Consider the following 26,164-nt stretch of genomic DNA (forward strand, 5'->3'; position numbering starts at 1 on the left):
GGGGCCGATGAACGTCCTGATGCTGGCCCCCGAGCCCTTCTTCCAGCCGCGGGGCACCCCCATCAGCGTATATTTCCGGCTGCGGGCCCTGACCGACCTCGGCCACCGCGTCGACCTCGTCACCTACCCGCTGGGCAAGGACGTCGCTTTCCCCGGCCTACGCATCCGGCGGGTGCCCAATTGGCTCGGCCTGCGGGCCATCAAGATCGGCCCTTCCTGGCCCAAGATCCCGCTCGACGCGATGATGGCAGCGACGGCGGCGGGGGCCTTGGCCCGACGACGATACGATGTCGTGTTCAGCCACGAGGAAGCGGCCTTCTTCGGCATCGCCCTGGCCGGACTCTTCGGCGTCCCGCACATCTACGACATGCACTCCAGCCTGCCCCAGCAGCTCGACAACTTCGAGTTTTCCAAGTCCCCCCTGCTGAAACGGATCTTCACCGGGCTCGAGGACGCGGTCCTCAAGCGCTCGCGCTCGGTCATCGTCATCTGCAAGGACCTGCACGACTACGTCCAGAGCAAGGGCTTCGGAGGGAAGACCGTCTTCCTCCAGAATTTCATGGATTTCAACGATTTCGACGACACTCCCGTACCCGCGGGAGAGATCGATAGAATAAAGCGCGAGACGGCCCCGGGCGGGGAGAAGATCATCTTCTACGCCGGCAACTTCGAGCCCTACCAGGGCATCCCGCTTCTCGTCGAGGCCATGGCCCGGGTCCGCAGCAAGGCCGTGCTCCTCATCCTGGGCGGGTCGCCGGACGAGCACGAGGCGATGGGCCGCAAGGCCGAAGGGCTGGGCGCGCGCGACCGGATCCGGTTCGTGGCCAAGGTGCCGCCGCAGGAAGTGCCCCGCTACCTGGCCGCGGCCGACGTCCTGGTCTCGCCGCGCGTCTCGGGCACGAATACGCCGCTCAAGATTTATGCCTTCCTCAAATCCGGCAAGCCGTTCGTCGCCACCAAGCTCTACACCCATACCCAGGTCCTGACGGACGAGATCGCCGTGCTAGCGCCGGCCGACCCCGATGGTTTCGCCGCGGGCCTCGATTTCGCCCTGGCCTCGGACGAAGCCAAAGCCCGGGCGGCGGAAGCCAAGCGGCGGGCGGACACCGAGTGGGTCTACCCGCGGTATCTCGAAAAGATCACCCTGGCCCTGGCCAAAGCCACGGGCCGCGGATAAGGGGAGGCGCCATGCGCGCGTTGGTCACGGGGGCGACCGGGTTCGTCGGATCCAGACTCGTGGACCGGCTGCTGGCCGAAGGCTGGACGGTCCGAGCCTTCGATTTGGCGCCCGCTCCGGAAGCCAAGCCTGGATTTGAATACCTGCGGGGTGACGTGCGCGACGAAGGACTGGCGGCGCAGGCCGTCGAGGGTGTGGACATCGTCTTCCACCTGGCGGCGGCCCTGGGCGCGTCGCGGCTGGGGGAGGAAGAATTCATCGCCGTGAACGCCGGCGGCACCCGGGTCATGCTCGAGGCCGCGCGCCAGGCGGGGGTCAAGCGGGCCGTTCATTTCAGTTCGGCCGGCGTCCTGGGCCATGTGGCCGGCAACGAACCCGCCGACGAAACGCATCCCCTCGACCCGCGCGACGCCTACGACCGGAGCAAGCTGGCCGGCGAGCGGGCCGCGCTGGAAATCGGCGGTGCGGGCTTGGATGTAGTCGTGGTCAGGCCCGGGTGGGCTTACGGCCCGGGCGACCGGCGGTCGTTCAAGCTCATCCGGGCGATCGCGCGCGGCCGACTCCTCATGGTCGGGCGGGGCGGCGCCAAACAGACGCCCGTCTTCGTGGATGATCTGGTCCGGGGGACGATGCTGGCCGCAGCCAAGGGGAGGCGCAGCGAGATTTATAACCTGGCCGGGGCGGAAGTCCTGACCGTCAAGGCGATGACCGAAGAAATCGCCGCCGCCTGTGGGCGGAAGCTGCCCCGGGCCAAGGTCCCACTGGGGCCGACCAAAGCCGCGGCCTGGGTTCTGGGCAAGGCCTTCGGGGCGGTCGGCCGCGAGGCGCCGCTCAATCCGTCGCGGCTGGCGTTTTTTTTACACCCCAAGCCATTGCGGATCGATAAGGCGAGGACCGAGCTGGGCTTCAAGCCGGAGATTGGCTTTAAGGACGGAATGGCCCGGACGATCGCCTGGTGCCGCGCCTACGGCTGGCTATAGGGTAGGGGTCAGGTCTTAAGATTTAAGATATCTAATATTTCTGGCGAAAATCGTCAAAATCAACAAATAATTGTTCTGAGAAAACTTATATCTTAAGACCTGACCCCTATTTAAACAAAAATGGGGGTGAATTTTCCGCGGGGATCGGCCAAGCGGGCCTTGACGATGGCTTCGATGTCCAGGCCCTTGGCGGCGAAATACTTCGCCACCACTTCGCGGACGACGTTATCCTGCTTGCCCCGGACGTAATCGACGGTCATTTCTTCGTTCTGCTCGATCGGCTTGCCGAGGAGGTTGCGCTTCCAGTGCATCAGCCAGCCCGAGAAGCACATCGGCTGGCTGCGCTTGACGACTTCCTTGGTCATCATGCCGGAAATCTTCTTGCTGTGGTCCTGGCTCAGATAGTCAATGGCGAAGCCCATCTCGCTGAGCTTCTGGCGGCGGGTCTCGCGGCCGCCGAAGTCGTAGGTCGGGGTCAGGAAGTGGACGCCGTAGCTCTGGGCAAAGCGCTTGCCGGCGTTGACGATGCTGGGATAGTTCTCGGCCGTCCCGGTCAGGTTGGTGTCGGAGGGGATCTGCTCGCGGTTGGAGCCGTCGGCGTAGCCGACCAGGCTGTTCTCCAGGGCAAAGATCATGGCCGCGATGCCCATGCTCAGCCGGCAGCCTACGCACCAGCGGATCTCGCTGTTGTACTTCTTTCGCTCCTTGAAGAAGAAGCGGACGGAGATGGCTTTATGCAAATCCTTGATGTCGACGATCTGGTGGGTGATGCGGTCGGCCCCGAACTTCGCCTTCAGCAGCTCGACGTTGGGCTGATTGTTCTTAACCCCAAACTCGAGGTAGCCTTTGTCGAAGGTGACCAGGTGGACCTTGTCGTATTCCTGGGCCAGCAGAACCGAGGCCAGCAGGGAATCGATGCCGCCCGAGAACATGACGGCGACTTCATTCTTGATCGGATCCATGGGAAAACTCCTTGTCGAACGCGCCCCATTCTACACGCGGGAGGGGAAAAATCCAACCCGGGCGGGGAACCGGCCGAAGGCCGGCGGGAACGGGGGCGGTCAGCCCTGCTTCAGGACGGGTGCGACGTAGTCCTTGTGGGTCAGGCGGGCCTTGGCCTTGCGGATGCAGCAGCCGCCCTGGTGGAAAAAGATCCAGACCAGGAGGCCGATGCCGGCGGCAAGGACGCCGATGACGATGAGAAGGACCTTGAGAAACGTAGGCATGACGACCGCTCCTTGATTAATACTATAGAAACACTCGGAACAGTAGTGTATCATAGCCATCGGCGGCGGACTTGTCAAGCCCCGATCCGCCCCCCGACCCGGACTTGAACGGAAGCTCCGGCTCGGCTAGGATACCTCTCCAGTGATAGACGCCAAGCTTCGCCCCTCCCTCCCTTCGCTCTTCCGTCGCCTGGCCGCCGCCCTTCTGGCCCTCGCCGCCCTGCCCTTCGTCTTCGGCCAGGCCCGGCCCGACCTGCCGACCCTGCTCAACGGCGTCGAAGCCCGCCTGAAGGCCGGCTTCCACTATCAAGGCTGGACGGCCGACTCGACCACCGTCATCACCACGCTCGACAAAGCCGGCCGGCCAGAAAAGATCACCCGGATCGCCAAAACCGTCCGGGTCGTCGCAGGCGTCCGGACGGAGACGATCCTCAAGGCGGTCGAGACCGAGGACGGGCAAGACTCCGACATCACCGACGACTACGCCAAGGAGCAGCGGGCCCGCGAGGCGAAAGAACGGAAGCGCCGCGAAGACGAAGCCCGCAAGGGCGGCCCCCAGGGACGCCGCTCCGGCTCGTTCGACCTGGACGAGATCATGCCTTTCGCCGCCGCCAAGCGGCCCGGCTACGATTTCGTCCTGCGTCCCGGCATCGACGGCCAGCCCTTCCTCGTCCTGGAGGCCCGGGCCAAGGTCCCCGCGGACAAAAGCTGGAACGGCGTCTATACCATCGACCCCGCCACGTTCGACATCCGGCGGGCCGAAGTCCGGCCTTCCAAGAACCCCCGCTTCGTCAAGGAGCTCTGGGCCGAGGCCGACATCCTGGCCCTGCCCGGCGGCCAATTGTTCATCAAGCGGACCAAATTCAAAGTCGACGGCGGCATCTTCATCAAGCACATCCGGATGATCGTCGAGGACGATTACGCCGGCGTCCGGCTCCTGGATTGACCCCCGGCGGATTGACTTCCCCGCTTCGAGCCGCTAAACTGAGCCCCTCTTTTCCAAGGAAACATCCATGAACAAGGAAAAAGTCGGCCGTTTCTACGACGTCGTCTGGACGGAATACGTCCCCGAATACGAGGCCTCCGAGCGGCACTGGGCCCTCTTTTACGCGCCGGAGGAAGTCCAGGGCCAGACCGTCCTGGACGCCGGCTGCGGCACCGGCATCTTCAGCACTATCTTCGCCAGGAACGGCGCCGCCATGGTCATCGGCATCGACATCAGCCCCGGCAGCCTGGGCACGGCCGAAAGCCTCAAGGAGAGGTTCGGGCTGACCAACGCCCGGTTCGAGCAGCAGGACATGCTGCACCTGCCCTACCCGGACGCTTCGTTCGACATCGTCTGGGCCTGGGGCACCGTCCACCACACCACGAACCCCCCGGCCGCCATCACCGAGCTCATGCGCACGCTCAAGCCGGGCGGCTCGCTCTTTCTGGCCATTTACAAAAAGACCAAAGTCACTTGGATCCACGAGATCATCCGCAAGACGCTCATCCGCACCCCCCGCTGGTCCTGGAACGGACTGGCCAAGGTCATGGCCTTCTTCGGGACGCCCATCGTCTTCTTCTTCAAAAAGAGGGAGAAATCGCGCCAGGGCGAGAAGCTCTCGGAGCTCCTCCTGGACTGGTACTTCGTCCCCATCCGGTTCCACTACACGCCGGAGGAGATCAAGGCGTTTCTCGAGGAGCGCGGCTATGCCATTGAGAAGTTTCTGGCCCACTCGGGCCGCTTCGACTCCTCGTCCAACTTCATCTACAAGGCCCGCAAGCCGGCCTGAAGCGGAACGCCGCGGGAGATCCCGGCGTCAACGCACTCAGCGGAGTCACAGGCGCGCGGGAAGCCGAAAGTCAGGCCGGGCGCGGAGGCGGACGCTCAGCGGGAATCGATGATCAGAATCTCGGCCTTGGAGAGGCGTTTGGTCCGGCGTTTCTGGCTGATAATGTTCACCAACTCATGAAGGACGGCGTTATCCCGATCGCTCTCGACCGCCGCCGGATCATGCAGCAGGTCGCCCAAGGCGACTTCCAGCGCTTCGATAGGGGTCCCGGAGGGGACCATCAGGAGATGCCTAGCCTTGGCGATTTCAATCATCTTCAGCCAGGGGATCTTTTTTAGGACGGTGTTCGGGCCGACGACGATCAGAGACTTGCCGGGAGCCATTTCGATAAGCTCGACCGGCTGGAAGCGCCCGCGACCCGTTCCCGCGACCGCTTCGGTGGCTTTAACGACGGCCCGGGTCCGGTCCGGATCGATGCCCGCCAATTGGGTCAGGATGCGGTCCGGCAGCGTCATGGTCACGGGATGCCGAGGCTCCTGGAATTTCGGCGGCCGGCCGCTGGGTCTGGTTTTCGTGGGAGGCTCCCTTCGAACGCAATCTATCAGAAGGCGCGACCTTTTTCAACGTCATAATGGCGGGCCGGCGCTCGCCGCGGGAACGGCCTCGCGCCCCGCCGGCTTCCCGGCGGGAGGGGAGGCGCCCCCTTTCCCCTCTGCTTGCCTTTCGATTTGTAATGCGATATTATATCGCTCCTGTGTATTTTAACGTTATAATTAACGCGATGGAGATTCCCGCCGGCCCCGGGGACGGGTCGAAGGCGGAGAAGGCCCGGCGGTCGGCAGGGCCGGCCGCTTCGACGGTCTTTTGTCCCCGAAGCACCAAGGAGAGTGGTTCATGAACAAACGGGTTCTGGGGTTCGGTCTGGCCATGGCGCTTTGCGGCCTCGTCGTCATGGCCCGGGCTCAGGAGACGGCTTCGGCGGATCCGGTCCGGACGGGTTTTTTCCTTCAAATCCAAGGCGGAGGGGCTTTCTTTCTGAAAAGCCCGCTGTCCGCGTCCAAGGATTTTTCCCTCTTCGGCGAGACGGGCACATCCACGGAGACCTATAAGTATGGGACCGCTCCGGCGATCGACGCCGCGATCGGATCGTACTTCCGATGGGGAGGATTGACCATTAAAGCCGGCTTGGGATTCCAAAGATCTTTCCGCCGCGACTCGGGGAGCTATACCCTCACGCTCCCCCACCCGCTCGAGGCCGGCAACCCGCGGACCGTCGCTTTTAGCTCGGACGACCTTCCGGATACATCAACGAGCTTTTACGTCTTTGGCTTGTTCTCCCTGATCCATTCCAAAGGCGTGGATCTTTGGCTCGGACCGATCATCGGATTGGGCCTGGAGAAGTTCGCCACATTGGACGATTTCACCATCCAGGAAAAGCCGCCGTACTCGAGCGCCGATGTCTCGATCACGGATGTAACGATGATCAAGACGTCCGTCTCCTCTCTTTGGTACGGAGTCGCCGCTGACGCGGAATTCGCTCTGAGCCGGCCTTTCGCCCTGGTCGCCTCGGCAAAGATCATCTATGACGACCCCAAGATCGCGGCCCTCGGCCGACGGGCCAACCTGCTGCGGATCGAGGGAGCCGCCGGATTCCGGATCGTTTTTTAATCGGCCCGCTCGCCGTGAGGATACAGGATTCGGCAATAAGGAAACGTTCGAGCAAAATGTCGCGATTATCGGGAAGGAGTCTCCGATGAAGAAAACCGCTGGGTTCGTTTTGGCCATTGTTCTTCTGGTTGCCGCCTCCTTCGGGCAGTCCCTGGGCAACGGCGCCCAGGTGGCGGAATCGGACGGGAAATTGCGCTGGTCGCAATGCGCCTTCGGTCCGGACGGCGTCCTCCACGTCATCTACGGGGACGATACGGACACGGGTGATTCCATCTGGTACGTGAATTTCAACGGCTCGACGTCCAGCACGCCGCTGGCCTTGACCCCTTCTGGCATGCGCGGTACGCGGCCGGGCATCGGCGTCAACCGCAAAGGCTCCGTCATCGCGGCCTGGGGGACGGGCGCCGACAAAGGCATCTACATGCGGATTTACAATCCCCAAACGAAGACTTGGGGCGCAACGGAGGCGGTCGAGATCGGCTACGGATTCGAGGAGCCCGCGCCCGTCCTCGACGACATCGGAAACATCTACGTCTTCTGGTCCGACGCCAACGGCTACGCCTACACGCGGCTGAAAATCAACGGCGTCTGGGAAAACCATGTCCGGATGACCGCGGGCTACGGCAAACAGGGCGGCATCACCGTCGGTACGGACGGCTGGATCTGGACCGTCTGGCGCGAGAAGATCGGCTCGAACTACAAGAATTTCTGGTCCAAGCGGACCAAAACAACCGCCTGGACGGGAGCCACGATCCTGACCTCGGGCGGCGGCAGCTCGTCCCACCCAATCATCACCGTCGGACCCAACAACGTCCCCGTCGTCGTCTGGGGCGACATCGACCAAGCTCTGGAGAACGGTTGCGAGGTCAAGCTGATGCGGCCCGGCATCGACACGACCCGCGAGCTCCTGATCCCCTTCGCCATGCAACACTACCCGCGGGTCGCGGTCGACGCCAACAACAAGATCCACGTCGCCCTTCAATTGGGGGGCGGCGACTACGGCGACGGCTTTCGCTACACCAATAACGTCACGGGCAGCTGGTCGCCGGTCCAGACGATCCTCGGCTCCCTGCCCAAGCTCCCCGGCATCTCGGCGGATCCTTTCGGCAACGTAGCCGTCTGCCAAACCAGCTATGTCACGGCCACGAACAAGACCAAGGTCCACATCTACAGCCTGACGGCCCTCTCACTCCACTATTTCTATCCTCCCACTTCCCCTGCCTCGACGATCCAGACCAAGGGTGTTCGGAAAGTCCCGGAAGTGTCCTACAGCCTGTCCTGGGCCGCCAACCCCCTGAACAACGACCAGTATCTGCAGGGATACGTCATCTATGTCAAGGAAGGGACAGGCGCCTATCAGCCGCTCCTAACGGTCAACAAAGCGACGTTCACCGCGCTGTTCAAATACACCGATTTGAGCAAGAAGCGGCGTTTCGCCATAACGACTCTTGCCGTCGGCGGGGGTGAATCGGATCTCGTGGAATTCTGATCGGTTCGGGCCGGCCCGGGCGGCCGGCCCGGATTATCGTTAGAGCGAGCGGCGGTCCGCGATCCGAAGCCGGCGGTCCGCGACGACGTAGGCATATTCGGGCAGCGACGCCGCTACCACCGCGCCCGCGCCGACCACGGTCCCCGTCCCGATCGCCACACCGTCGAGCACGGTGACGCCGGCACCCAGCCAGACATCATTCCCGATCCGGATCCCGCCCTTGGCTTCGGACGGCTGCTCCATGATCGGCCGCGAGGTGTCCTTGATCGGGTGATTCCCTCCGGCCACCAGGTAGCATCCTCCGGCCAGGAAGCAGAAGCGGCCGATCTCGATGACGGATTCGGACAGCAGGCTACAGTTGGCCGAGACATTGCACGACTCGCCCAGGACGATCGAGCCTTCCTTGCAGCTCAAAATGGTGGAACGGCCGATCAGCGCCCCCGCCCCGATCCGAATGCCCCGATTGCCCTCGCCTTTGGCGTCGAGCACGGCCCCGTCGTCGATCACGGCGTTGTCCCCGATCACGATCTTGTGGGGATGCCGCAGGGTGACGCCGCGGCCGAAGACCACCCCGCGACCGACTCCGCCCAGGATCAGGGGCAGGAACATCTTGCGCAGAAAAAGCCCCAAAGCCCCGGGGACGGGCAGGACGAAAAGATTGACGAATTCATAGGCCAGGAGCGGCAGAAGCCCTTTCCGGCCGACAAACATCGATCGATATTTGGCTCCGGCCGACCGGCCGGACGCATGAAGCTCTTTCTGAGTGCTGCCGGGGAAAGACTGGCCGCTCATGGCAACTCCTTGGACGGGACGATATCAATCCAATCCAGGTCGGCAGTCGTGGCGCCGGGAGCCAGCACGCGCAAGCGAAGCGCTCCCGGAGTCCTGACACCAAACGAGGCTTCCACTTCGGCGAATGCCTCCAGGCCGGAGGCGAGACGGATCGTTCGCAGGGTTTCGCCTGTTCGAGAGTCCATGACGGCCAGGATCAAGGCTTCCCGCCCGCCGGCCTCTCGGCCCGTCCGGCCCCGCAGGCGCAGCCGGTACCGGCCGGGCGGGTATTCGCCGGGCAGGTCGACGGAGAATTCGTCCCGGCGGCCTTGCGGCCAAGACATCCAGGCCCGCCGCGAAGCGTCCCCGCCATAAGCCACCCGTCCCCGCCGCGCCGGCAACGACTCGCCCTCGAGCGTCCTCGTTCCGGAGGTAAGGCCGCCCACCGGATCGTTCCAGAGATAGACCTCGGAGACGCCGTCCCAGCCGCGGAAGACGCGCCGGTCCGCCTGGCCCGCCAAGAAGTCCGCGATCTCGCGATTGATATGATCGCGCCGGACGAGGGAGGTCGAGCCGACCAGCCAAACCCGGCGGGCGGGATTCGCCTCGATCACCTTCTTCAGGTCGGCCAAGTTGTTGATCCAGCGGGCCCCGACATAGAAATCCCGCCAGCCGTCCGGCGTCTTTTCCCAGGCGTCCCATGTTCCCGGCCCGCCCGACCACAGCCAGTAATCGACCCGGCCGACATAGACCTTCTGGAACACGACATGAATGGCCACGACGATATCGTCATCGCGCAGGAAGTGCTTTACGTATAGACCTGTATTAGCGTTGTCCTCATGCTCGAAGCGGCCGGAGCGGGTAATGATGTCGGTCTCGATGGGATCGTTATAGCGGCGCTCGACGATGGCCAGAACCCGCTTGAGGCCGGCGCCCTCGGTCAGGACGGCCGCCGCGATCAGGAACAGAATCAAGCCGGCCGCTTCCCGGGCTTTCGGGCGCAAAGACGCGAACGGCGCCACGATCAGGTCCGGCAGGGCCCGAGCGGCCTCGCGCAGGGCGACCAGAAAGAGCAGGACGAAGACCGGATGCAGTGGGGCCAGGTAGCGCGGCTGGACATGGGTCCGGAAGAAGGCCAGGAAAAGGAGCGGGAAAAGGAGGCCAAGCGTGAGGTACAGCCAGGGGGAACGGCCCCGATCATCCTCCGCCGCCCCCCGCCCCAGGCGGATGCCCAGGTAGAGAAAGATCCCGCCCAGCACGACCAGGCTCATCAGCGGGAAAGAGATGAAAAATTCTTTAAAATATTTGAGGTTGAAGCTCCCGAAAAAATAATTGAACATCCCCCTCAGGCTGGTGTCGGTCTTCTCATAGACATAGCCGACTTTCCAGAAGAAGAATTCGCCTACCTGCATGCCCAGGTAGAACAGGGTCACCAGGCCGAAGCTCGTCAGCAGGTCTTTTTTCAGGAACCGCTTGAGCCCCTTCATCACCAGCAGGGCGAAGAAACAGAAATAGACGCTCATCCCGAGCTGGTGGACCTGGGGCGTGAGGACGAACAGGACGACCACCCAGGGCCTGAACTTGGGCCGGTCCTCGATGAACGCCTGGTAGAAGACATAGATCGAGGCCAGGACCATGAGCTGCAACGGCGCGAAGTACAGGGCCAGCCGGGCGTCCTCGACCTCCCAGGCCGAGAAGGCCAGGATGACTGCGGCCGCAAGCCCCACCGATCGGGAGAAGAATCGCTGGCCGACGAACCAGGCCAGGATAATCAGGCCGGCCGTAGAAAGCACCGAGACGATCCGCAGCGTCGTTGCCGTCAGGCCAAAGATCTTGCCGAGCCCGGCCAAGACATAGGCGTAGAGGATTGCCTTCCAATAGATATGCCCCGATGGGTAGAGCGGGTAACCGTGCTTGAGGATGCCGTCTGCCGCCAGAATGTGGAAGCCCTCGTCCATCCAGTACGACAAGTAGCCGAGGTTGCGGAGCATCAGGGCGATCCAAGCCGCCGTGAAGGCCGCAATGAAGGCCCAGGCCAGGAGATCGGCCGTGCGGCGGGGCGAAGACGGGAGAGACGAGGGGCCGCCGGTCACGGGCCTACCTGGCGCCGGCGTCGTCCGGCCGCCGCGCGTCGATCCGCTCCAGCGAATAGATCTTTTGGTTGTGGGTGACGTAATAAATGCGCGAAATGACCTCGGCCAGCAGGCCGGTCATGATGAACAGCCCGCCCACGATCATCAGGAAGACGGCGAAGAGGAGATTGCCCAGATTGTCCCGCATCACCCAGTGCAGGGCGTAATGGCCGAAAGTCAGGAGAGCGGCGATGCCGAAGCCGATCCCGCCCAGGACCAGGCCGATCATCCCGAAGATCTGCAGGGGTCGATCGATGAAGCTGACGATGAACTTGACGGTCATCAGGTCGAAGAAGACCCGCCGGACGCGCGACAGGCCGTAATTGGACTTGCCCCGCAGGCGGACGATGTTGGAGATCGGCAGCTCGGTGATCTTGAAGCCCTCCCGGCTGATGAGGGCCGGGATGAAGCGATGCAGCTCGCCGTACAGCCGGATGCTGGACAGGACCTCGCGCTTATAAGCCTTGTAGGTCGTCCCGAAGTCGTGGATCTGGACCTTGACCAGCTTCTTCATCATCCGGTTGGCCACCCAGGAGGGGAGCTTGCGGAGCAGGGCGTTGTCCTTGCGGTCCTTGCGCCAGCCGCTGACGATGTCGTAGCCCTCGGCGATCTTGGCCAGGAACTGGGGAATCTCGGCCGGGTCATGCTGCAGGTCGCCGTCCATGGAGATGATGATCTCGCCCCGGGCGTGGTCAAATCCCGCCTGCAGGGCCGGCGTCTGACCAAAGTTGCGCCGCAGCTTGAGGACGACGACTTTGTCGTCCCGCTTGGACATGTCCTTGAGCAGGGAGTAGGTTCGATCCGTGCTGCCGTCATCGATGAAAATAAGCTCGTAAGGATCACCGACCCGATCCATGACCTCCTTCAGCCGGGCGTACATCTCCTCGACGTTCTCCGCCTCGTTGAAGAAGGGGACGATGATCGAGATCTTCGGGTTGGTCGCGTCGTTGGTCATTTGCGCAGTCCGTGATAGGTCGTCAATTCCGGCCCGCCGGGGCGAAAGAGGGCCCGGACCGAAGGGTCGGTCACAGCCTTCAGCTCGCCTTCCCGGAACCGGTTGATATAATACGGGCCGGTCAGGGCTTCCAGGGCAAAAAGCTCCGGCCGGACGTAACCCGGATGGATCATGATCTCGGCGGAGCCCCGGCCCGGACGCTCGATCAGGCGGCGCAAATCCGCCGCCGTCATCCGGCCGCTATTACATATACCATAAAACCGGTCGGTGATCACGAGCCCGGCCGAACGGACGGCGGCCCGGGCCCGCGCGCTCCAGAGGGTCAGCAGGACGGCCTTGGCGCTCTGGACCGGGTGCCGCGACAGGCGGAACTCGCGGATGAATCGAATCCCGCCGATCCCATACTCGCCGGCCAGGCGGGCCGCGATCCGGAAGACAGGCGGGTAGGCGTGCATGTGCTTTTCGCTGTCGACATGGCTCGGCCGCAGGCCCGCGGCCAGGGCTTTTTCGATCTGGGCCCGCAATTCGATCTCGACCTCGGCCGGGCGGGCCCGGCCGGCCGCCATTTTGCGCATCAAGCGGCTGGGACTGCCCAGAAAACGGCCGTCGGGGCCCAGGATCGTCGGGATCCGGGAGGCGGGCGACAGGGGCAGCCCGCGGACTAGATTCAGATGGACGCCGACGCCCAAGCGGGGGTTCTCCTTGGCCAGGACGACGGCTTGATCGAACCCGGGCATATTGGCCATGATCGTGGCGCTGGACAGGGCGCCGTTCCTGTGGGCCTCGATGATGCCCTCGTTGACGCAGGCGCACAGACCGAAATCGTCGGCGTTGATGATGATGCGGGCCATGGAAATTCTTTGCCCCGCAATTATAGTATAATCCTTCGGGATTTATTCAACATGTGTGGAATCTGCGGCATCTATGGACAAGCCGGCCTGCCGGAGGACGCCCGGGCTCTGACCCGGGCCATGTGCGACGTCATCGTCCACCGGGGGCCGGATGAGGACGGCTATTACGCCGACGGGCCCATCTCCCTGGGTATGCGGCGCCTCAGCATCATCGACCTCACCACCGGCCGCCAGCCCATCCACAATGAAGATAAGACGGTCTGGGTCGTCTACAACGGCGAAATCTTCAATTTTCCCGAGCTCAAGCCCGCGCTCATGGCCCGGGGGCACAAGTTCTACACCAACGCCGACACCGAGGTCATCGTTCATCTCTACGAGGAGCTGGGCGAGGAATTCGCAACTAAGCTCAACGGCATGTTCGCCATCGCCCTCTGGGACACCAAAGCCCGCAAGCTGGTCCTGGCCCGGGACCGGCTGGGCATCAAGCCTCTGCACTACGCCTGGCAGGACGGCCGGTTCTACTTCGGCTCCGAGATCAAATCCCTCCTCAAAGCAGGCGTCTCGCGCGAGATCGACCTCGAATCCCTGTCGCGCTATTTCACCTACGAATATGTCCCGACGCCCGAATCGATCTTCGCCAAGATCAAGAAAATCCCCCCCGCCCACCTGATGGTCGTCCGCGACGGCCAGAGCGAAGTCCGCCGCTATTGGGACGTCCACTATGCCGAGACCGCGCCGGCCCGGCGAAGCGAAGAATCCTGGGCCGAGGAGATCGCAGTACGCCTCCGCGAATCGGTGCACATGCGCCTGTTGAGCGACGTGCCGCTGGGCGTCTTTTTAAGCGGCGGCATCGACTCGAGCGCCGTCACGGCCCTGATGAGCGAGACGGCGGGCGGGCGGGTCAAGACCTTCTCCATCGGCTTCAAGGAAAAGACCTTCGACGAGCTCGACTACGCCAAGATCGTGGCCGACAAGTTCGGGACCGAGCACACCGAGTTTGTGGTCGAATCCCGCCAGGCAGCCGATCTGGTGCCGACGCTCATGGAGTATCTGGACGAACCGCTGGCCGACGCCTCGATCATCCCGACCTACGTCATCTCCAAGCTGGCCCGCAAGCACGTGACCGTGGCCCTGGCCGGCGACGGCGGGGACGAGCTGTTCGGCGGCTACGACACATATAAAGCCTTCAAAGTCGCCCGGCTGTACCGTAAGATCCCCGGCTTTCTTCGCCGTGGTCTGATCGGCCCGGCCGTCCGGCGGCTACCGGCGTCCGAGAAGCGATTGAGCTTCGAGTTCAAGGCCAAGAAGTTCACGGCCGGGGCCGAGTACCCGCCCGAGATCGCCAATACCTTGTGGTGGGGCGCCTACACGCCGGAGCTCAAGGCCCGGCTGCTTGCGCCCGGCCTGCGAGAGCATGTCTCGGCCGACCCGTTCGGCCCGATCCGCGAACAGGCCGCCCAAACCCGGGCCGCCGACCCTCTGGACCGCCTCGCCTACCTCGACCTCAAGCTCTATCTCCAGGACGACCTGCTGGTCAAAGTCGACCGCATGAGCATGGCCAACTCGCTCGAGATCCGCACCCCCTTCCTCGACTACACGTTTGTCGAGTTCGCAGCCACGATCCCCAGCCGGCTCAAGCTCAAGGGCTTCGAGTCCAAGCACATCCTCAAGAAGGCTCTGGCTTCGCGCTTGCCGGCGGAGATCCTGAACAAGAAGAAGATCGGGTTCGACATCCCGCTCGGGCCGTGGCTGCGCAACGAGCTGAAGCCGTTCGTCATGGACACGTTGTCGCCCGCCCGGCTGAAGCGGCACGGCTTCCTCGACGAGGGCTTCGTCCGCACCATCCTGGACGAGCACATGGCCGGCGCCCACAACCACCGTCAGCTTCTTTGGCCGCTGGTTATTTTCCAATTCTGGCACGACAAATACATCGCGGGCTGAGAAGCAGATGGTCGACAAGAAGCGGGTTTTCGAGGTCTTCAAGGGCCGGGGCTTCTGGACGACTCTTTACACCCGGATCAAGTTCAAGATCTGCCCGCTCTTGCCGGTCGAGCCGCATCTGCCCGCGGCCGGGCGATTCCTGGACCTGGGCTGCGGGAACGGCCTGTTCGCGGCCATTCTTAAGCTGGGCTCGCCGGAGCGGCGGGTGGCCGGCTTCGACCTGGACGAGGGCAAGGTCGCCCTGGCCAGGAAAACGTTCGAGGGCTGGGACGGGATGGACTTCTGGACGGGCGACGTGGTCGCCTCGGACTATCCGGCGGCGGACGCGATCACGATCATCGACGTCCTCTATCTCATCCCGTTCGAAGCCCAGGAGGCGATCCTGCGCAAGTGCCATGCGGCGCTGCCGCCGGGCGGTGTGCTGGCCCTCAAGGAAATGGACGACCGGCCGCGCTGGAAAGCGCGCTGGAACGCATTCCAGGAGACGCTGGCCGTCAAGATCATCGGCTTCACCCTGGGCGGCAAGTTCTATTTCGCCGGGCAGGGCGAGTACACCCCCCTGCTCGAGCGGATCGGCTTCGAAGTCGAAGTGGTGCCGCTCCACAAGGGCTATTGGTACCCGCATATCCTCTACTTGGCCAGAAAGAAAGGATCTTCTCCCATCTCCGGGCCTGCGTCACAGTGATCGGCCCGGCGGCGCGGGTTTTTCACGCCTTTTTTGCGCTACTCGCCTCGGCCCATGCAGCCGAAGGCGCCAACCTGATCCCTCCTTGAAGGAGGGGCCGGGGTGGTGATATCAATTAAATTAAAAGTGTTAAGCGCCTTCGGAATCTAAGGATTTCCCTCGGCGCCCGTTGGGTGCCCTCGAAGAGGCTCGCAAAAAAGTCTAAACCCGCGCGGTTTCGCCAGTTGCCGACCATATGCTGTTTTAATCCCCTCGAAGCAAACAGACTGCCTTAATCCGATCACAGCATATGGCTCCGTTCCCCCGAACGGTGTCACCGTGCCGCCTGACCATCCCCGGAGATGGGTGAGGATCCGGAAGAAATCGTCGGAGCCAATCCGGGAGAGCTCATCCGTTGAAATAGCCCCCTAAATGTGGCATAAGTAACGCGATGAAAATCTCCACCCTGGTCCGGCCGGACTGCGTCCACTTCAAGGGCGAGAAGCCCTGCAAGTTCAAGCGCGTCTGCGACGGCTGCCCCGAGTTCCAGGCCTTCGGCCCCAAGGTTCTGGTCATCAAATGCCGGGCCCAGGGCGACGTGCTGCGCACGACCCCGGTCCTGACCAGCATCCGGCGGGCCTTCCCCCACGCCTTCATCACTTGGGTGGTGGATGAGGAGACGGTCGACCTGCTCAAGCCGATTCCGCTCATCGACCGCGTCCTGCCGCTCAATGTCGAGACGGCCCTGGTCCTGCAGGCCCAGAAATTCGACGCCGTCTACTCGCTGGACAAAGACCCCGGCCTGACCGCGCTGGCCGCCCTCGTCGCCGCGCCCCGCAAATTCGGTTACACCATCAACGCCCACGGCAACCTCGAGGGCTTCTCTCCGGCCGCGTCCTACTCCCTGCGGCTAGGCGTCGACGACGAGCTCAAGTTTCGCGTCAACCAGAAAACCTACCAGCAGATGATTTTCGAGGCGGCCGAGCTGGAGTACAAGGGCGACGACTATGTCTTTGTTTTGCCGGAGGCGGCCAAGGCCAAGGCCGCGGCCTTTTTCAAATCCAAGCGGGTGCCCGCGGGGCGGCCGAATATAGGGCTCAATACCGGGGCGGGCGCCAAGTTCACGACCAAGCAGTGGCCCGAAGCCCATTTTCTGGCTCTCATCAAGATCCTCAAGCGCGAGCTCAAGGCCAACATCTTTCTTCTCGGCGGCAAACGCGAGCAGGCCCTTAACAAGCGCCTGGCGGCGGGCTCTGCCGTCCCCGTCTTCGACACGGGCTCGGACAACTCGCTCCTCGACTTCGCCGGCTTCCTGGATCGCATGGACGCCGTGGTCTGCTCGGACACCCTGGCCATGCATATCGCCCTGGCCCTCAAGAAGAAAGCCGTCATTCTGTTCGGACCCACCTGCCCGCAGGAGATCGAGACCTACAGCCGCGGCGTCAAGCTTTTCGCCGGGGCCGCCTGCGCGCCCTGCTACAAGCAGGCCTGCCCCGACCCGGTGTGCATGGAATCGATCCGGCCCGAAGAAGTTCTGCAAGCCCTGCGGCGACTCCTATGAGCGAGACACCCGCGCCCCGGCGGCCGCTTGTTGCGGCCATGATCCCGACCTACAACGAGGCCGAGAACATTGCCGATCTCGCGCGCGCCATCCGGGATCTGCCGCTTCCCGATTATGATGTCCATGTCGTGGTGGCCGACGACAATTCACCCGACGGAACGGGCCGCATCGTCGAACAGATGGGCAAGAGCGATCCGCATGTCCACGCTTTGATCCGGACGAAACGGCGCGGCCGCGGCTCCGGCGGCATCGACGGCTTCAAGGCCGCACTGGCCCTGGGCGCCGACTTCGTGATCGAGATGGACGGCGACTTTTCCCACCAGCCGAAATATATCCCGGACCTTTTGGGCGCCCTCAAAACCCATGATATGGCCCTGGGATCCCGCTACGTCGAAGGAGGCCGGGACGCCAACCGCGGCCCGCTCCGGCGCCTGATCACGCTGTGCGTCCGGACTTTCATCCGCCGCCTCTACAAGGTCAAGATCCGCGACGTTTCGTCCGGTTACCGCGCCTACCGACGCGAAGTCCTCGAAGCCATGGACCTCAACGACCTCATCTCGGTCGGCCAGTCCATCGTCATGGAGATCCTGCGCAAGGTCGATCTGCTGGGCTTCTCGGTCGTCGAGGTTCCGATTGACTTCATCGACCGAACCCGCGGTCAGACCAAGCTCGACTTTTTGGCCCTGCTTGAAACCCTGCTCATGGCCGTCAAATTCAAAAGACGCTATACCGCGAAGACCGTCCAATCCGTCCGATGAAAAAATCGCGGCGGCACGCCCTCGGCCAGCACTTTCTGGCCAGCCGGGGCATCCTGGACCGCATCGCCGCGGCTGCCGCCCCGATCCCCGGCGAGACGATCCTCGAGATCGGCTCCGGCAAAGGGGCGCTGACGCTGTCCCTTCTGGCCTCCGGGGCCCGCATCGTCGCCGTAGAGAAAGACCCGGTTCTGGCACAGGGGTTGAAAGCCGACGCCCACGAGGGTTTGACGGTCATCGAGGGCGACATCCTCGACGTCGATTGGGCGGAGCTGATGAAGGCCCAAGGCGCGGGTGACGGACCCTATCTCGTCACCGGGAACCTCCCTTATTCGATCTCGTCGCCGATCCTTTTCCGGCTGCTCGATCAACGGTTGTTCTTCCGAAAAGCCGTCTTCCTGGTCCAGAAAGAGGTCGCCGAGCGCTTCATCGCCGGGCCAGGCGGCAAGGACTACGCGCCGCTCGGAATCCTGCTCCAGATCTATTTCGCGGTGAAGATCCTGTTCAAGGTCGCGCCCGGGTCGTTCGTCCCGCCACCCAGGGTCGATTCGGCCGTCGTCTCGCTGGAGCGGCGCGAGGCGCCGCTGGTCGAGGTGGGGGACTTCGACCGCTTCCGCCGCTTCGTCAACGCCTGCTTCGCCCAGCGCCGCAAGACGCTGTCCAACAACCTGGCCGCGGCCGGGTATCCACACGACGGCGTTTTCGCCGCCCTCGATTCTCTCGGCCTCGACCACCGCGTCCGGGCCGAGCAGATCCCGGTGGCTTCGCTGCTGGAGATATCCCGGCTCCTCGCCTCCCCTTACACGGGGCGGCCGAATCCGCTACAATAGCGCCCTCATGACCCGACTGGAATACTACAAGCGGCTGGGCAAGATCGCCCGCGCCTACAAGGGCCGCCGGACGCGCCTCGACTATATGCCCATCCGTCTGTGGATCGAGCCGACCAGCGTTTGCAACCTGCGCTGCGTCATGTGCCCCAACAAGAACCTGACCAAGGACCAGAAGGGGTTCATGGACTTCGAGCTGTTCAAGAAGATCATCGATGAGGCCAAGGATTTCGTCTCCGACGTCCATTTGCTCCACCGGGGCGAGTCGCTCCTGCACCCCGACTTCTTCAAGATGGTCCGCTACGCCCACGACGCCGGCATCGTCACCCGCTTCCACACCAACGGCACCCTGCTCGACGAGGACAAAGCCCGCAAGCTGATCGAGGCCGGGCTGGACCAGTTTGCCTTCTCCTTCGACGGGATGGACAAGGAAACCTACGAGTCCATCCGGGTCAACGCCGATTTCGACAAGACCGTGGCCAACATCGTCCGCTTTCTGGAGATCAAGAAGGAGATGGGGGCCAAGAAGCCCGTCACCCTGATCGAGCTCATTCGCTTTCCCGAGGTCTTCAAGAAGTACGACCAAGCGGCCCAAAAGGCTTTCCTGGCCCGCTTCAAGGGCCTGCCGCTGGACCACCTCCATATCAAAGAATTGCACAACTGGGCCGGCGACGTCGGCCAGGCTCCGCCCAAAACCTCTTACTCGCCCTGCACCTTCCTCTGGCACGCCCTGATCATCTTCTGGGACGGGTCGGTCCTGCCCTGCACCCAGGACTTCTTCGGCTATTACACCCTGGGCAACGTCAAGGACGCGTCCATCCGCGAGATCTGGAACAACAACATGATGGTCCGCCTGCGGGAGAAGGTGCTGTCCCGGGACGTCTCCGACCTGGAGACCTGCTCCAAGTGCGACCGGCTATGGCGCCGCCAGTTCCTGGGCATTCCGCGCGAGTATCTCGGCCGAGCCCTGCGCAAAAACATGAGCTAGAGGGGACGCGCCCCTAGCTCCGACGCACCGCGATCGCGATAGGAGTCAATCGATGGACTTGAAGACTTATATGGCCAGGCAGATCCAGGAAGCCCTTAAGCACAAGTGGTGCCGGGGAGTCGAAATCAAGGGCGATCCGGGCGAAGCCGCCGTCTCCGAATGGATCACGAAATACGCCGCCGAATACCGCAGGGAATACGAGGATAGTTTCCTGACGATCGTCCGGAAGGTCAGGAAACACTTGAGGGACAAGGGCTTGATCTCGACCGTGTGTAAGAGTTGCCCCGGCCTGGAAGAGATGCTCGACGACATGACCCTGGCCATCATCAAGGAATTCACGGACCAGTGGACCGAAGAGATGGCCAAGCCCGAGCACAATTCTCACTTGGCTGAAATCTGAAGGCTTATTTCCCGATTCCGGGGAGGCAAAGGCGGTTCGGGGTGTCGGCCGACGGCGAAATCGCGAGGGCGACGCCTTTTTCCATAGCTCGCTGAGGGAAGCCAACGGCCGCCGAGGGCTGTTTGAGCACGCGACCATCCGACGGAACCGAAACGGAGTGGGCGGTCTCTATATCCGGGTGATCCAGAATGCGCAGTTCCGAGGCGCCGAAGAGAGCTGTGGGAAAAGGCGCGAAGAGCCCGAAGCCGCCGGGACGGCACTCCGGACCGTCCTCCCCGGAATTGGGCGAAGATAAAAGAATAAAGAACCGAGATTATCGGGGCCGGGCCACGATGAAGACAGAGTGAACGGGGGGCAGAGCCAGCGAAAATTCCGTCACGTCGCGGCCGCGGTCGACAGCCCGGCGCGACTTCAGTCGTTCGACGCGGCCCGTATGCGGGTCCCATATCTCCATCGTCGCGAAGCGGCCCCGCAGACGGACCGTGGTCTCGGCTTTCTCGTCGCTCGAGTTGGCAAAGAAATAGACGTCCCGTCCTTCGATCACTTTATGAAGATAAGATAAATTCCCGCCCTTCGCTTCCGCCGGCGCCTGCCAAGCGACGTCGGGAGCGGCGGCGCCCTCGTCAAGCGCCGCCAGAAGCGCCGCTGCCGAAGGAACGGGGACAAAAAACGCCCGGCCGGGACTCGAACCGCCGCTTTTCGTCCCGCCGCCGAGCATGGCTTCGAGCAGGGCTTTGACCTCATCATCCTTGCCGGGCTCGGCCGATCGGTCCGGGAGCCTCGTAGTGAAGATGACCCGGCCGCCCCGGTCAAAGAAGGCCTTGATTGCCCGTAGGTTGTCGGCCCGAATCGCGACGCCCCCCGGAACGATGACGGTCGTGAAGGCCTGCGACCAGTCCGGATGGACGAGCCGTAAGACGCCGTCCTCAACCCGGCATTGGGCGGCCAGGACCTCGGGATGGAGATAGGTGAAATCCCGCCGCAGGCGGAGCGAGAGCCGCTCGCCGACCTCCATGTAATCCGCCTCGGGCGGAATGACTCCGCCTTCGTAGGGCTTGCCAGTCCCGAAATGGTACCCGGCCTGCAGCCCGGCGATGGGATACAGGACGGCGATGTCGACCGCAGGGACGCCCTGCTGGAGAATCCTTTGCAGGCGGCCCATATATTTATTATAGGCCGGGAGCTCGGCCGCGTAGGGCGGCGTGCGGGGTGAAAGCTCGGGCGGGAAGGTGATGTCGGCCGAGTTCGTCCAAACGGCATGCGGAACCATGACGTTGATCCCCTTGGCGAACTGGTCCATGGCCTCCCGGTAGAGCGTCGCGACCGGCATGTCTTTCATGGCTCCGTAGGTCTCGGTCATAACTTTGCGGCGATCGTAGTTTGCGGCCGCAGAGCTCACGACCTTGTAGGCTTTGGAGGCGCGGCCGTAGGTGAAGATTTCGTCCACCCCGGGGATGGGCTGGTCGCGGAAGCACTTGATCAGATCGCCGCACAGCCCGACCGGGTTGACGATCTCCTCCTGGTCGACGTGACCGGTCAGGGCGATGCCGTGCGCCCGACACCAGTCGGCCAGGGTCTTGACGAACCCCGAAGCGAAGAGCTCGGCCCGGAACCCGAACAGGGCGTTGCGCGCCGCGGTAGTGTCGGGGCCGATATCGAGCCACAGAGCCGGATAGAGCAGAGTCGGGTCGCCGCCGCGGGCGGCCCGGAAGCGCTCGTTGAACTTCGGCGTCCAAGCCCGTCCTCCTTCGACCCAATGGAAGGTCGGCTCGTCGTAGAAGGCGCTGTCGATGGTCGTCCCGAAATGTCGGCCCAGGCGCTCGAAGTACTTTTCGTAGGTCAGCGAGATAAAGTCGCGGACCGCCGCGGGGTCCAGGTAATCGACCAGGCCGCGGGCCCCGTCGGGGACGCAGGCGAAGAACATCACCGTCCAACGGCCCGCGGGAGCGTCCCAGGACAAACGGCCGTCCTTGATCCGCGAGGCCAGATCAAGGCGCTCCAGGGTCGTCTCGTTCATGGCCACGGCGGCCATCAGCTCGCCCTTGGGGACGGCGGCCGAGAACCGGCGCGGCCCGGTGACCGGCAGGGCCGTCCTGTCCAGCCGTTTGGACAGCGAGCCGGGGAATTTCGCCGCCAACAGGCCGCCGGCACTACCGCTGGGAAACCAGAACTCGTCGTACAGGCACATAGTCATGCCCAACGAGGCGGCCTTTTCCACGGCCTCCTCATAGCGATCAAGGTATTCCGGCCCCATGAAGGCGAGCTTCATCTTGGGCGTCGGAAGGATGCCGAAGCCGCCATAGCCCGCGGTCCGGGACTGGCCCATCAGCGCCTCCGTACCGGATCGGCTCGGCGGGGCGTTCCAGAACCACAGTGGCCGCGGCTTCCAACGGGCCGGGGGATCGGCGAAGTCCTGCTTCATCCCGGACCAGGTCGGATCCGGACGACACGAAGGGAAAAAGAGGACGGCGGCCAGCGCGGCCGGGAGGATACGGCGAAGGAAGATAGGGGCTGGGTGCGGCATGAAGAATTCCTTTTCAGCGCCAATCGGGGAAGACGTCGCGAGCCCCGCTCCCGAAGAGGGGGATGACCCGCTTAGTCGTCACGCGGACGATCGCCAGCGACCAGATCCCCTGGGTCGGATAATGTTCGGTGCCCGAGCTGAAGACGATGGACCGGCCGTCGGGGGACCAGGAGGCGAAATAATCATAGGTATCCGGCCGGTCGGTCAGCCGTTCCCGGCCGCTGCCGTCGGAATTCATGATCCAGATGTCGCCCTTGCCGTCGGCCTCGGAAGAGGCATAAGCGATCTTGGCACCGTCGGGCGAGAAATGCGGCCGGCAGGCATGGCCGCCCTCGGTCAGCGGCCGGACGGCCCTCGTGGCCAGATCGACGACATAGATATCCCAGCCACGCAGCCGCTTGCCGGTGAATCCAAGCACGGGGGCGGCAGGAGAAAACTCGGGCAGGGCGCTCGAACCTTCGAACTCCGGCAGGAGCGTTTCGGCCGTCCCGCCGTCCAGGCCGACCGATTTCAGAATGTAAGAGCGCCCGACCGCCCTCCGCCGCTCCTCGGTGAAGGCCAGCCGCCGGCCGTCCGGGAACCAGGCTTGTTCAATGGCGTCCGCCTCGGAATGGGTGACCTGACGAACATCGGAGCCGTCGGAGGCCATGGTATGGATCTGATAGCGCCCGGTCCGGTTCGAGCTGAAGGCGATCCGCTTGCCGTCGGGGGACCACTTCGGGAACTCGTCCGAAGCCGGGTCGTCGGTCAGGCGCCGCAGCCCGGTTCCGGTCAAAAGATAGATGTCGTTGTCCCCATCCAGGTCGGACTGGAAAACGATGCCGCCGCCGAACTCGAAGGACGGGCGCAGGGAGGACAAATCGATCCTTGCGGCGGGGGGCGCGGCTGGTGCGCTCGGGTTGGACTTGCCGCAGGCCGTCGCCAGAAACGCCGCCGCGGCGATGAGGCCGACGAAGCCGGCGGCCGGCGAAACGCCTCGCCAGCGCTTGTCCGAAAGTTTCATGCTCGTATTGTAGGATAAGAACGGCCCGGCGGCCAGCCGCACCGACGATGCCGGCCCGAAAACTACCGGAGTTGAGGCCCGGCGCGTCCTATGCTATAAACCGGACAGAGCTAAAAACGATGAAGATCCTCTTTCCGGCCAGAACCGCTGCGGCTGCCTTGGCGCTCATCTTCCTCCTGCCGGCTTTTTCCGCGGCCCAGGACGAGCTCCGTCCGGCGGCCGCCCCCAATGCCTGGCTCGGGATTCTCGGCGGCCGGTTCGCTCCCTCCGACTCCGTCTTCAAGGAAGTCTACGGGACAGAAGGCTTGGCGCTAGGCCTCAGCGCGGGCCGCATGCTTTACCGGTCCGAGGGATTCAGCCTGGCGGTCGATCTCGATGTCCGGCGCTTCGCCAAGCCCGGCGGATCGACCATCTCCGGCACCGCCTCCCGCCTGACCCTGATCCCGATCGCCGCCGGGCTCGAAGCGGCCGTTCGTCGCGGCACCGTCGGCCTCTGGCTGGGAGGGGGCGCGGATTGGATCTTTTACAGCGAGGATAGCGAGTGGATCTTGAGCCGGGGGTCGGCCTTCGGCTTCCATGTCGCGGGAGGGCTCTTCCTCGAGCCCGCCTCCGGCCCCATCCTTAAGGCCTACATCCGCTGGTCCAAAGCTTCCAAAGCGATGGAAGGGTTCACCGTGGACCTGGGCGGGACGGAGATCGGGGCTGCGCTTCTTTTCCGGTTCGATCTCTAGACGGGCTTAGCGCCGATCCAGCCGCTTGACGCCGGTAGCTTTATCCTTGGCGTCCGTCTCTTCGGCCGTATTATTGGTGTCCGAGCTCAAGGGGCTTTCGTGGCCCGACGCGTCCAGAGCCGACACCGCGTAAACATATGTCGCTCCGGCCGCCATCTTGGTATCGCGATAGGCGAAAACCGTCCCATCGACGTCGGCCACCTTCAAGTAGATCGAGTCGTCGTCGTCGGTCCGTTTGCGATAAACCCGGTACTTGGTGATGGCGGCCACGGCGTCGTTGGCCGGATTGGCCGCCCAAGTCACTTCGGTGACGCTCCGAGTCTGGAACATGCTCTTGTCGAGGTGGACCGTCCAATCCACGTTCAGCGGGGCATACAGCCCGAGCACGGCGAGCGTCTGGATCTTGGAGCCGGGCTTGCCGAGGTTGTCGACGACGGTCAGCTTGACGGAATAATTGCCGCGCGTTTCGAAGGTGTGGTTGACGGTGCGGCCGCTGCCCGTGTCGCCGTCGCCAAAGATCCAGTCATAGCGGGCGATGGTGCCGTCGGGGTCCCGCGAGGCGGAGCCGTCGAAGGTCACCGTCAGGGGGGCGATCCCGGTCGAGGGGGAGAAAGCGAAATCGGCGATCGGGGCCACATTCGTGGGCGTGCCGCCGCCACCCGAGGCGCCCAAGGAATAAATGATCTCCCCGCCGGCGTCCCAGACGATGTTGGCCTTGCCGGCGGAATCCACGGCAACATCGACAAAAGTGCAGCCGTTGGAACCGGAAATGGCGCTCTGGCCGCCCCACTTGCCGCCAGAGTAAACATTCTGGTAGACGGCCTGGCCGGCGCCATAGGAGCCGACCTGCCAAACGGCGTAGAGGGAGCCGGACTTCTCGGCCAGAGAAGGATAGTGGAGCATGGTCTCGTCGGAGATGTTCTGGGGCGAGCCGAATCCGGAGCCGGTCCAGGCGCAATGCTGGACAATCCGGTTAGGGTCGGTGACGGGAGTGAAGACCACATGCGGCGTCGTACCGTTGGCGTATTCGGCCACGGGATGCTGTTGGGAAATCGAGCCGGGCGCCAGACGGACGCTGGAGTTCCAGCCCGATCCGTAGCCCGAGCTGCGAAGTCGATAGGCGGCTTGGTAGATCTCGCCGCTCTTTTCCACCCAGCAGACAAGAGCCTGGCTCGTGCCGACGGCGATATCGGGGAACTTCGCCCGTCGGCCGCTTTCGCTGACCGACTGGGCGCCTTCCCAGCTGCCATTGATCCTAGCCCGAGTGATGATCGTCCCGTCGTCGGACCACCAGACGCAGAAAAGATCCCCACCGCCCGTGACCGCGATCCGCGATCCGTCCAGGCCGCTTCCCGAACCGATCTGGCTGACGCTGCCCCAACCGCCTGAAGTTCGGACTCGAAGCATGACCGCGTTCTGGGCCGACCAGATGACATAGACGTTGCCGGAATCGTCGATATCGACGGAGCAGGCCATCAGGGTGCCGCTCCAGACCCGGCCCGACTCGCTTAAGTTGACGGGGGCGCTCCAAAGGCCGGTGCTCTTGACCAGGCGGCTGAAGAAAAGATCTCCGTTGCCGGAGCCGTAGACTTCGATCCAGGCGACGTTGACGTTGCCCTCGGGATCGATGGCGACGCGGGGATACCAGGACTGCCAGCCGGGGGAGTTGGAGATGTTGACTTGGCCGAAGGCGGCGGCCGCCAAAACAAAAAGGAGTCCGGCGGCCAGCGCCGGGCTCCTCAGCAT

The 26,164-nt window shown here is 63.6% G+C and carries 24 protein-coding genes; 14 read left to right on the plus strand and 10 right to left on the minus strand.

Annotated features, from left to right (window positions below):
- Nucleotides 1-7 precede the first annotated feature (7 nt).
- Both NTZ26_11420 and NTZ26_11425 read left to right on the plus strand, forming a co-directional pair.
- Entirely contained in the window at nucleotides 8-1,177 is a 1,170-nt protein-coding gene (locus tag NTZ26_11420; protein ID MCX6561105.1) for a glycosyltransferase family 4 protein, read from the plus strand.
- An 11-nt stretch (nucleotides 1,178-1,188) separates the two neighbouring features.
- A complete protein-coding gene (locus tag NTZ26_11425; GenBank protein MCX6561106.1) occupies nucleotides 1,189-2,157 on the plus strand; it encodes an NAD-dependent epimerase/dehydratase family protein in 969 nt (322 codons plus the stop codon).
- Between the two features lie 110 nt (nucleotides 2,158-2,267).
- Here NTZ26_11425 and NTZ26_11430 read toward each other — a convergent pair whose 3' ends face one another.
- Both NTZ26_11430 and NTZ26_11435 read right to left on the minus strand, forming a co-directional pair.
- A complete protein-coding gene (locus tag NTZ26_11430) occupies nucleotides 2,268-3,119 on the minus strand; it encodes a 7-cyano-7-deazaguanine synthase (protein ID MCX6561107.1) in 852 nt (283 codons plus the stop codon).
- Between the two features lie 99 nt (nucleotides 3,120-3,218).
- A complete protein-coding gene (locus NTZ26_11435; GenBank protein MCX6561108.1) occupies nucleotides 3,219-3,383 on the minus strand; it encodes a hypothetical protein in 165 nt (54 codons plus the stop codon).
- 142 nt (nucleotides 3,384-3,525) lie between these two features.
- Here NTZ26_11435 and NTZ26_11440 point away from each other — a divergent pair, with 142 nt between their 5' ends.
- Nucleotides 3,526-4,329 (plus strand): hypothetical protein, encoded by an 804-nt coding sequence (locus tag NTZ26_11440; GenBank protein ID MCX6561109.1) that lies wholly within the window; start codon nucleotides 3,526-3,528, stop codon nucleotides 4,327-4,329.
- Between the two features lie 67 nt (nucleotides 4,330-4,396).
- Nucleotides 4,397-5,158 carry a methyltransferase domain-containing protein gene (locus tag NTZ26_11445; GenBank protein ID MCX6561110.1) on the plus strand — a complete coding sequence of 254 codons (762 nt, stop codon included), beginning with the start codon at nucleotides 4,397-4,399 and terminating at the stop codon, nucleotides 5,156-5,158.
- Between the two features lie 95 nt (nucleotides 5,159-5,253).
- Here NTZ26_11445 and NTZ26_11450 read toward each other — a convergent pair whose 3' ends face one another.
- Nucleotides 5,254-5,679, minus strand: a complete 426-nt coding sequence (locus NTZ26_11450) for a hypothetical protein (GenBank protein ID MCX6561111.1) — start codon at nucleotides 5,677-5,679, stop codon at nucleotides 5,254-5,256.
- A gap of 373 nt (nucleotides 5,680-6,052) precedes the next feature.
- Between NTZ26_11450 and NTZ26_11455 the strand changes: the two genes are divergently transcribed.
- Together NTZ26_11455 and NTZ26_11460 are read left to right on the plus strand one after the other, a co-directional pair.
- Complete coding sequence (locus NTZ26_11455; protein MCX6561112.1) at nucleotides 6,053-6,826, plus strand: hypothetical protein; 774 nt, start codon at nucleotides 6,053-6,055, stop codon at nucleotides 6,824-6,826.
- Nucleotides 6,827-6,911: 85 nt separating this feature from the next.
- Nucleotides 6,912-8,315, plus strand: a complete 1,404-nt coding sequence (locus NTZ26_11460) for a hypothetical protein (protein ID MCX6561113.1) — start codon at nucleotides 6,912-6,914, stop codon at nucleotides 8,313-8,315.
- 39 nt (nucleotides 8,316-8,354) lie between these two features.
- Here the strand turns inward: NTZ26_11460 and NTZ26_11465 are convergent, their stop codons facing one another.
- Genes NTZ26_11465 through NTZ26_11480 form a run of 4 tightly spaced genes read right to left on the minus strand, consistent with a single transcriptional unit; the run spans nucleotide 8,355 to nucleotide 13,024 of the window.
- Nucleotides 8,355-9,107: a DapH/DapD/GlmU-related protein gene (locus tag NTZ26_11465; protein MCX6561114.1), complete on the minus strand. Its 753-nt coding sequence runs from the start codon at nucleotides 9,105-9,107 to the stop codon at nucleotides 8,355-8,357.
- A complete protein-coding gene (locus NTZ26_11470; protein ID MCX6561115.1) occupies nucleotides 9,104-11,179 on the minus strand; it encodes a glycosyltransferase family 39 protein in 2,076 nt (691 codons plus the stop codon). Before NTZ26_11470 ends, NTZ26_11465 begins: the two co-directional genes overlap by 4 nt.
- A 4-nt stretch (nucleotides 11,180-11,183) precedes the next feature.
- Nucleotides 11,184-12,173, minus strand: coding sequence for a glycosyltransferase family 2 protein (locus tag NTZ26_11475; GenBank protein ID MCX6561116.1), 990 nt, complete (start codon nucleotides 12,171-12,173; stop codon nucleotides 11,184-11,186).
- Nucleotides 12,170-13,024, minus strand: coding sequence for a ChbG/HpnK family deacetylase (locus NTZ26_11480; protein ID MCX6561117.1), 855 nt, complete (start codon nucleotides 13,022-13,024; stop codon nucleotides 12,170-12,172). The genes NTZ26_11475 and NTZ26_11480 overlap by 4 nt, the downstream gene beginning before the upstream one ends.
- A gap of 51 nt (nucleotides 13,025-13,075) precedes the next feature.
- Here NTZ26_11480 and asnB point away from each other — a divergent pair, with 51 nt between their 5' ends.
- The 7 genes from asnB (at nucleotide 13,076) to NTZ26_11515 (ending at nucleotide 20,160) form a co-directional block, all read left to right on the plus strand.
- Entirely contained in the window at nucleotides 13,076-14,965 is a 1,890-nt protein-coding gene (asnB, locus tag NTZ26_11485; protein MCX6561118.1) for an asparagine synthase (glutamine-hydrolyzing), read from the plus strand.
- Between the two features lie 7 nt (nucleotides 14,966-14,972).
- Nucleotides 14,973-15,650 (plus strand): class I SAM-dependent methyltransferase, encoded by a 678-nt coding sequence (locus NTZ26_11490; protein ID MCX6561119.1) that lies wholly within the window; start codon nucleotides 14,973-14,975, stop codon nucleotides 15,648-15,650.
- 430 nt (nucleotides 15,651-16,080) lie between these two features.
- Complete coding sequence (locus NTZ26_11495) at nucleotides 16,081-17,190, plus strand: glycosyltransferase family 9 protein (GenBank protein ID MCX6561120.1); 1,110 nt, start codon at nucleotides 16,081-16,083, stop codon at nucleotides 17,188-17,190.
- The gene (locus tag NTZ26_11500) at nucleotides 17,187-17,948 is read left to right on the plus strand and encodes a polyprenol monophosphomannose synthase (protein ID MCX6561121.1); all 762 of its coding nucleotides are present in this window, start codon (nucleotides 17,187-17,189) and stop codon (nucleotides 17,946-17,948) included. The genes NTZ26_11495 and NTZ26_11500 overlap by 4 nt, the downstream gene beginning before the upstream one ends.
- Complete coding sequence (gene rsmA, locus NTZ26_11505) at nucleotides 17,945-18,775, plus strand: 16S rRNA (adenine(1518)-N(6)/adenine(1519)-N(6))-dimethyltransferase RsmA (protein MCX6561122.1); 831 nt, start codon at nucleotides 17,945-17,947, stop codon at nucleotides 18,773-18,775. The genes NTZ26_11500 and rsmA overlap by 4 nt, the downstream gene beginning before the upstream one ends.
- 7 nt (nucleotides 18,776-18,782) lie before the next feature.
- Nucleotides 18,783-19,760 (plus strand): radical SAM protein, encoded by a 978-nt coding sequence (locus NTZ26_11510; protein MCX6561123.1) that lies wholly within the window; start codon nucleotides 18,783-18,785, stop codon nucleotides 19,758-19,760.
- A gap of 52 nt (nucleotides 19,761-19,812) precedes the next feature.
- Nucleotides 19,813-20,160 (plus strand): hypothetical protein, encoded by a 348-nt coding sequence (locus NTZ26_11515; GenBank protein ID MCX6561124.1) that lies wholly within the window; start codon nucleotides 19,813-19,815, stop codon nucleotides 20,158-20,160.
- 313 nt (nucleotides 20,161-20,473) lie between these two features.
- On the opposite strand, the gene NTZ26_11520 is transcribed toward NTZ26_11515, so the two are convergent.
- Nucleotides 20,474-22,684, minus strand: a complete 2,211-nt coding sequence (locus tag NTZ26_11520; GenBank protein ID MCX6561125.1) for a glycosyl hydrolase — start codon at nucleotides 22,682-22,684, stop codon at nucleotides 20,474-20,476.
- A 13-nt stretch (nucleotides 22,685-22,697) separates the two neighbouring features.
- A complete protein-coding gene (locus tag NTZ26_11525; GenBank protein MCX6561126.1) occupies nucleotides 22,698-23,687 on the minus strand; it encodes a hypothetical protein in 990 nt (329 codons plus the stop codon).
- A gap of 119 nt (nucleotides 23,688-23,806) precedes the next feature.
- Between NTZ26_11525 and NTZ26_11530 the strand changes: the two genes are divergently transcribed.
- Complete coding sequence (locus tag NTZ26_11530; protein MCX6561127.1) at nucleotides 23,807-24,418, plus strand: hypothetical protein; 612 nt, start codon at nucleotides 23,807-23,809, stop codon at nucleotides 24,416-24,418.
- A gap of 6 nt (nucleotides 24,419-24,424) precedes the next feature.
- Here NTZ26_11530 and NTZ26_11535 read toward each other — a convergent pair whose 3' ends face one another.
- On the minus strand, nucleotides 24,425-26,164 hold the full coding sequence (locus tag NTZ26_11535) for a PKD domain-containing protein (GenBank protein MCX6561128.1): 1,740 nt from the start codon (nucleotides 26,162-26,164) through the stop codon (nucleotides 24,425-24,427).

Source organism: Candidatus Aminicenantes bacterium (genome assembly GCA_026393855.1).
In the GTDB taxonomy this organism is placed as follows: domain Bacteria; phylum Acidobacteriota; class Aminicenantia; order Aminicenantales; family UBA4085; genus UBA4085.